At 45.7% G+C, this 420-nt stretch carries 1 protein-coding gene; it reads left to right on the forward strand.

The window, feature by feature from the left end:
• A partial coding sequence (locus tag PGX78_RS04670) for an ABC transporter permease (RefSeq protein ID WP_270445606.1) occupies positions 1–420 on the forward strand: 420 nt, incomplete at both ends.

Genomic DNA, 420 nt, shown 5'->3' on the forward strand with positions numbered 1-420 from the left:
AGATGACTTTACCATTAACAATATGACGAGCCTCATGGAAACCATGAATTCCACGACGGCAACGCTTACCCTTTTTCTCGGTAGTGTAGCAGCTATTTCACTCCTTGTCGGCGGTATCGGCATTATGAATATTATGATTGTCTCCGTTACGGAACGAACCAGAGAAATCGGTATTCGTAAAGCTCTGGGAGCCACATATCGAACCATTATGACGCAATTTTTAATTGAAGCCGTTATTATCGGCCTCATCGGCGGAATTTTGGGAATCGCCTTAGGTATCTCCCTCGTCGAAGTATTCAAAAAATTCGCCGAAGTACCTCCCGTTATCACCTTGGCCCCTATTCTTATTTCCTTTACTTTTTCTGTCGGCATCGGCCTCTTCTTCGGCATCTATCCGGCACGAAAGGCTGCTCGCCTTGA

Origin of the sequence: Megasphaera sp. AF13-6AC, from assembly GCF_027685385.1 — a bacterium.
GTDB lineage: Bacteria > Bacillota > Negativicutes > Veillonellales > Megasphaeraceae > Megasphaera > Megasphaera micronuciformis.